Source organism: Mesorhizobium sp. M4A.F.Ca.ET.020.02.1.1 (genome assembly GCF_004022645.1).
In the GTDB taxonomy this organism is placed as follows: domain Bacteria; phylum Pseudomonadota; class Alphaproteobacteria; order Rhizobiales; family Rhizobiaceae; genus Mesorhizobium.
The window spans coordinates 1-7,003 of the sequence record NZ_RZOI01000284.1; the positions used below are offsets into that span (position 1 = coordinate 1).

Consider the following 7,003-nt stretch of genomic DNA (forward strand, 5'->3'; position numbering starts at 1 on the left):
GCTGACCATGGATCTCGACCAGCACATGGCCGATATCGCGCATCAGCGTGACACTGGACGGCTGATCGTTGACGAAAACGCGCGTGCGGCCGTCGGCCGTCTGCACGCGGCGCAGGATGATGTCGCCGTCATCCTCGATGGCGTTGTCGGCAAGCAGCGCGCGGGCCGGATGGTTGCGCGGCACGTCGAACACGGCAATGACCTGGCCTTGCGCAGCGCCATGGCGCACGAGTGCTGCATCGCCGCGCGCGCCGAGTGCCAGGGACAGCGCATCGAGCAGGATTGATTTGCCGGCGCCGGTCTCGCCGGTGAGTACCGAGAGGCCGGGCAAGAAGTCGATGTCCAGCTTCTCGATCAGGACGATATCGCGGATCGACAGCCTGGACAGCATCGCGGATGTCAGGCGCCGGTGATCAGCTTCCCGGCCTTGGATATCCACGACCCGGCATTTTCGCGCGGCTCAAGCCCATTGCTCTGCAGGAGCTTGTAGGAATCCTTGTACCACTGGCTGTCGGGATAGTTGGTGCCGAGCACCGCCGCGGCGGTCTGCGCTTCCGAGGTCAGCCCCATGGCGTAGTAGGTTTCGGTCAGGCGCGCCAGCGCCTCCTCGACATGGCGAGTGTTGGAATAGGTTTCGACAACGGTGCGGAAACGCTTGACGGCGGCGATGTATTCGCGGCGCTCGAGATAGTAGCGGCCGATCTGCATCTCCTTGCCGGCAAGCTGGTCGGTGGCGAAGCGGATCTTCTCCTTGGCGTCGTCGACATATTCTGACGTCGGCCAGCGCGTCACCAGATCCTGCATCGTCTGCACGGTGAGGCGAGCTTCCTTCTGGTCCTGCGTGACGTCCTTGATCTGACGGTAGTAGCTCAGCCCGATGATATACTGGGCGTAGGCGGCGTCATCCGTCGACGGGTAGAGGGTCAGATAGCGCTTGGCCGAGCCGATCGCCTCGTCGTAGTGGCCGGCGCGATAGTCGGCGAAAGCGCCCATCACCATCGATTTGCGGGCGAATTCCGAATACGGGTGCTGGCGGTCGACCGCGTCGAACTTCTTGCTCGCCTCGTCCAGGCGGCCGGCATTCAGATTGGCGAGGCCCTGATTGTAGAGGACGTCCGCCGGCTCGGTCTGATCGACATAGGTCGACAGGTCGACGTCCTTCTCGGAGGACATGCAGGCAGACAGGACGAGCGATGGAACAACCACCGAAAGCGCCAGGAAAACAGCCCGGCGCGGCGCTTTCGATTGACCAACTCGCTTGAAGAACATGATTGGATTCCGCCCTTTCGGCGTCATTTCAGTCGTCATTTCGCTCTGGGGCAGCAGCCATAGACCATAATCGCCTTGCCCGGCAACGCTATCTCCGGCCAATCGCACATTTTTGTGGCGATTTGGCACTGCCGCCGCAATGGTACGATTTCACCCTGCTGGTGATGCATCCATGCAACACCGGTCGGCCGCCACAAAGCCGGAAAATCGTTAAGAATCAGATCATCCAGGGCGCGTAGAGCGGCGCACTCACGGCAATCATTTCGGCGCTGCGACCACGCTCGCGACGTGTGGTTTCGACGATCTCGAATGCAGACCGGTCGGACAGAAGCCGACGCAATGCCGCCGCATTCATCCTGTGGCCGCCGCGATAGGAGCGGAAGCACCCGATGAAGCGGGCGCCGGCGAGCGCCAGGTCGCCCATGGCGTCCAGCGTCTTGTGGCGCGCGAATTCGTTGGCATAGCGAAGGCCGCCCATGTTGATGACGCGGTTGTCGTCACCGATCACCAGCGAGTTCTCCAGCGACGCACCGAGCGCGTAGCCGGCGGCCCAGAGACGCTCGACATCCTTCATGAACCCAAAAGTGCGGGCGCGCGCGATGTCGCGGCGGAAAATGTCGGGATTGATGTCGGAGGCGAAGAGCTGGCGGCCGATGGCCGGGCTCTCGAAATCAATCTCGATCTCGAAGCGCGTGCCGTCATAAGGCCTGAACTCGGCCCAGGAGGCGCCATTCTCGATGCGGACCGGCTTGACCACCCGGATGTAGCGGCGCTTGACCGGCAGCGTCTCGATGCCCGCCTGGTCGAAGGCTTCGACAAAGGGCACGGCGCTGCCGTCGAGGATCGGAACCTCACGGCCGTCGATTTCGATGACCAGATTGTCGACGCCAAGTCCAAAGACCGCGGCCATCAGATGTTCGACGGTGCCGATGTGCTCACCCGCCGGATCGCCGAGCATGGTGCAGAGGTCGGTCGCACCGACTTCGGAGACAAGCGCACGAAACTCACGGCTCTCGCCGCCATTGGAAAGCTGGAAGACAACGCCGGTATCGGCGTCCGCGGGCAGAAAATGAATGGTGACAGGCTTGCCGCTATGGACGCCTGTACCCGTCAGCGTCGCGTGCGATTTTAGTGTCGTCTGATAGTCGTGCAAGACAAACCCCATGGCCCATACTGCCTGCGTCCGCTTCATCGCTTCCTGGAGTATTTTGCGGCCGGATGGATCACCCGGCGTGCGCATACATGCGGCAAAATAAACAAGACCGTGCGGCTCTTGATATGATCGGCAGGCAGGGCCAACTCCCCGAATCCCGGCAAGCCGATAGTGCTCGGGCGAAGATAATGGTCCGGCCGGGAGAGTCCAAATCACGGTTTCTTACCCTCTGTAACCGCGATCGGACGCAAGCAGGCGTTTGTAACACCTTGTTTTTGCAGCACTTAATATATTAACAGGCAAACAATCGCTTGTCTGCCTGTTAACAACTGTTACGAACCGTTAACGGTCAATTGGCCTGGCGGCGGAGGAACGCCGGGATCTCCAGCTGGTCGTCGTCCTGCACGGCCCGGCTCTGCGGCGTCAGCCGGCCCTGGTCGTCGAGCTGGCCGCGGCGCGGCGCGTAGAGCTGCGGATCCTGGCTGGCTAGACGGCGCACTTCCGGTGCCGCCTGGCGCAGTTTCGGCTCGCGCGGCTGCGCCGGCTGCAGCCGGGCTGGCTCTTCCTCACGGCGCGTCAGCCCATTGGTCAGGCGCTTCAGCAGCCCCATCGGACCGCCGTTCTCATGGTCGGCCGGACGGCTCTTGGCCTCCACCTCGGCCTTCACCACCGGCGGAAAGTCCTCGACGCGCGGCATGCGCTGGGGTGCGGCGGCAACCGGCTGCGGCATCTCCCTGAGCGGCGCGGGCTGCACCACTTGCTGCTGGACGATGGGCTGCGGCTGGGCGGGTGGCGCCTGGAAGATCTTGCTCTGCGGACGGAATTCTTCCGCATGCGCCGTCGGCGCTGGGCGAGCCTGCGCCATCGCGGCGGCATTGGCTTCGGCAAGCTGGATCGCCTCGGCGACCGGATCGGCGGCGCGCGGCTCATAGGTCTGCTGCTGGACCGGCGCCGGCCGGCTTTCCGCGACCGGGGCGGCAGGACGGCTGACCGGCTTCTGCGGTGCGGCACGGATCGAGATCGGTGCCGCGGCGATTTCGGCCGCCGACTTGTCGATACCGGTGGCGACCACCGAGACGCGGATTACGCCTTCCAGCTCCTCGTCGAAGGTGGCGCCGAGGATGATGTTGGCGTCCTGATCGACCTCTTCGCGTATGCGGGTCGCGGCTTCGTCGACCTCGAACAGGGTGAGGTCGCGGCCGCCGGTGATCGAGATCAGCAGGCCCTTGGCGCCCTTCATCGAGGTCTCGTCGAGCAGCGGGTTGGCGATCGCTGCCTCGGCGGCGGCCATGGCGCGGCCCTCGCCCGAAGCTTCGCCCGTGCCCATCATCGCCTTGCCCATCTCGCGCATCACCGAGCGGACGTCGGCGAAGTCGAGGTTGATCAGGCCTTCCTTGACCATCAGGTCGGTGATGCAGGCGACACCCGAGTAGAGCACCTGGTCGGCCATGGCGAAGGCATCAGCGAAGGTGGTCTTGTCGTTGGCCAGCCTAAACAGGTTCTGGTTGGGAATGACGATGAGCGTGTCGACGCATTTCTGCAGTTCCTCGATGCCCAAGTCGGCCGTCTTCATGCGGCGCTGGCCCTCGAAGTGGAACGGCTTGGTGACGACGCCGACGGTGAGAATGCCCTTCTCGCGCGCGGCGCGGGCGACTACCGGGGCAGCGCCGGTGCCGGTGCCGCCGCCCATGCCGGCGGTGACGAAGCACATATGGGTATTGGAGAGGTGATCGATGATCTCATCGATGCATTCCTCCGCCGCCGCGCGGCCGACCTCCGGCTGCGAGCCGGCGCCGAGACCCTCGGTGACATGCGCGCCAAGCTGGATCAGCCGTTCCGCCTTCGACATGGTCAGCGCCTGCGCATCGGTGTTCGCCACCACGAACTCGACACCGCGCAAGCCGGCGGTGATCATGTTGTTGACCGCATTGCCGCCGCCGCCGCCTACACCAAACACGGTGATGCGTGGCTTCAGCTCGGTGATGTCCGGCTTTTGCAGATTGATGGTCATTGTCTCCGTCCTTTGCCTTTCCCGCCGCTTCGCCGCTGCGGCCGCCTATGGGGCTGTCCCCGTCAATTTTAGAAACTGTCTCTCAACCACTGACTCATGCGATGCAGTTTTCCACCCGTTCCAGTCATCCTGAGACCGGAAATTCCTTTCACCGAATGGCTCTCGAAGCTCGCCATCTGCGGATAGATCAAAAGCCCGACCGGGGTCGAGAACGCCGGCCCCTTGGCCGCCTCCGGCAGGCCCGCCACGCCGAGCGGGCGGCCGATGCGCACATTGCGGCCGAGGATGCGGCGCGCTGCTTCCGGCAGACCGGAAAGCTGGCTGGCGCCGCCGGTGAGCACAACGCGCTTGCCGACGGCATTGCCGTAGCCGGACTTGTTCAGCCGGTCGCGCAAAAGCTCCAGCGTCTCGTCGATACGGGCGCGAATGATGCGCGTCATCATCGAGCGCGGTATCTGCAAGGGCACCTCGCCTTCCTCGCCGATCGGCTGAATCGAGACGAGGTCGCGATCGTCCGCGCTGCCGGGCAGCGCCGAACCGTGCATCACCTTCAGCCGCTCGGCGGCATCGAGAGAGGTCGACAGGCCCTTGGCCATGTCGAGCGTTACATGATTGCCGCCGATAGCGATGGCGTCGCCATGAACGAACTTGCCTTCCGCGAACACTGAGATCGTCGTCGTACCGCCACCCATGTCGATGCAGGCGGCGCCCATCTCGAGCTCATCGTCGACGAGTGCGGCAAGTCCACTGGCATAGGGGGTTGCCACCATGCGCTCGACCGAGAGATGCGAACGGTTGATGCAGAGCTCCAGGTTGCGCAGCGGCGCGGAATCGCCTGTCAGCACATGCATGTCGACGCCCAGCGTGTCGCCGACCATGCCGCGTGGATCGCGCACGCCGCGCTCGGCGTCGAGCGAGAAGCCGACTGGAAGCGAATGGATCACCTCACGCTCGGCCTTCAACGCCTGCTTGGCACCGGCGGCAAGCACGCGCTTGATGTCGGCCTCGTCGGCCTGATGGCCGCCGAGATTGATCGTGGCCGAGAAGGTCTCGCTCTTCAGCCTTCCGGCGGTCATGTTGACGATCAGCGAATCCACCGTCAGCCCGGCCATGCGCTCAGCGGCGTCGACGGCCAGACGGATGGCATGCTCGGCGCGGTCGAGATCGACGACCACGCCCGACTTCACGCCTTGCGATTTCTGGTGGCCGATGCCGATCACCTGGATGCGATGCGAGCGCCCGCGCAAAAGCTTGCCGTCCTCACGCGGCTTCAGCTTCGCCACCACACAGCAAACCTTGCTCGAGCCGACGTCGAGCACCGTCAGCGTGCCGGACCGGCGCGAGGAGGCGTCGCTGTTGCCGCCAAGCCAGCTCATATCTTCGTCTCCGGCTTGCGCTTCAGATTCTGCGGCTTTTCGTTGAGCGTGGCCTCGCGCTGCGTCGCCGCCTCCGGCGTCAACTGCACGACGAGGCGGTCGGACAGGCGCATGTCGACGGCTGCGATGTCGCGCGTCAGAAGGCCGTTGTCGCGGTCCATCCTGACCAGTTCGGCGATCGCCTGGTCTTCGCCGTCTTCCGGCAACTTAACCGTGATGCCGTTCTCCAGCTTCAGGTCCCAGCGCCGCTCGCCGACGCGGATATAGCCTTTGACTCGCGCCGCAAGCTCGGGATAGCGCTTCACCTTGGCAAGGAAGTCCGGCGCCGTGGCTGGCGCGCCGGTGCCGATGATCAGCGGCAGCAGCGCCTGCTTGCCGCCTGAGAACGGGGCGATGACCTGGCCGTCGCGCTCGATGACCGAAAGCGAATTGCCCTGCTGCCAGAGCGCGAAAGGCTCACGCTCCTCGACGCGCACTTCCAGCGTATGCGGATAGACCTTGCGTACCGCCGCGACCTCGACCCAGGGTAGCGTCCTGATCCGCTCGCGCGCGGCCTCGGCATCGAATCCGATCAGCGAGGTCCAGCCGTCAAGCTCGAGCCGGTCCAGTATGTCGATCTCGGAGGTCTCGCGGTTGCCAACCACCTTGATCTGATCGACTGCGAAACCGGTGCGCGCCGTGATGCCCTGAACGACGCCGTCGATCTGCCCGCCAAGATAGGCGCCGTAGGCGCTGCCGGACCCAATCAGCACAGCCGAAAGGATCGCAGCGGAGAAAGGCGGGGCGGTGAATTCACCACCGCCGAGGCGCACCAGGACGCGCACCGGCCGGCGAAACATGCGCGGCAACACGAAATGGTCGAACGACAATGGCAGACCGAACAGCGCCGGCCCGGCGCCCGCCCCCTTGCCCTGTCCCCACCTCAACGCAGACACGAAGCGTCCTCCACCATCCAACTCAACAGTTCGCCGAACGAATGCCCCGCTTGTGCGGCGATTTCAGGCACCAGAGACGTCGGCGTCATGCCCGGCTGGGTGTTGATCTCGAGCCAGACAACCTCGCCGTTTTCGGAGTGACGGTCGTCGTAACGGAAGTCCGACCGGGAAACGCCCCGGCAACCGATAGCTTGGTGAGCCTTAAGCGCTAGTGTCTGTATTTTTTGGTAAATATTCGGTGAAATTTTAGCAGGGGTTT

At 64.2% G+C, this 7,003-nt stretch carries 6 protein-coding genes and 1 pseudogene; all 7 read right to left on the bottom strand.

Annotation, left to right across the window (positions count from 1 at the left end; genetic code table 11):
- On the bottom strand, positions 1–391 hold a 391-nt coding region (locus EN742_RS18355; protein ID WP_148670145.1), incomplete at its 3' end, for an AAA family ATPase.
- 8 nt (positions 392–399) lie between these two features.
- Complete coding sequence (locus EN742_RS18360; RefSeq protein WP_126053905.1) at positions 400–1,269, bottom strand: outer membrane protein assembly factor BamD; 870 nt, start codon at positions 1,267–1,269, stop codon at positions 400–402.
- 217 nt (positions 1,270–1,486) lie between these two features.
- Positions 1,487–2,434, bottom strand: coding sequence for a UDP-3-O-acyl-N-acetylglucosamine deacetylase (gene lpxC / locus EN742_RS18365; RefSeq protein WP_128333116.1), 948 nt, complete (start codon positions 2,432–2,434; stop codon positions 1,487–1,489).
- 337 nt (positions 2,435–2,771) lie between these two features.
- On the bottom strand, positions 2,772–4,433 hold the full coding sequence (ftsZ, locus tag EN742_RS18370) for a cell division protein FtsZ (RefSeq protein WP_128333117.1): 1,662 nt from the start codon (positions 4,431–4,433) through the stop codon (positions 2,772–2,774).
- 68 nt (positions 4,434–4,501) lie between these two features.
- Positions 4,502–5,809 carry a cell division protein FtsA gene (gene ftsA, locus EN742_RS18375; protein WP_126053902.1) on the bottom strand — a complete coding sequence of 436 codons (1,308 nt, stop codon included), beginning with the start codon at positions 5,807–5,809 and terminating at the stop codon, positions 4,502–4,504.
- Positions 5,806–6,744: a cell division protein FtsQ/DivIB gene (locus tag EN742_RS18380; protein WP_127407187.1), complete on the bottom strand. Its 939-nt coding sequence runs from the start codon at positions 6,742–6,744 to the stop codon at positions 5,806–5,808. The genes ftsA and EN742_RS18380 overlap by 4 nt, the downstream gene beginning before the upstream one ends.
- A pseudogene (locus EN742_RS18385) lies at positions 6,732–7,003 on the bottom strand (D-alanine--D-alanine ligase); the annotation flags it as partial. The gene EN742_RS18380 and the pseudogene EN742_RS18385, both read right to left, overlap by 13 nt.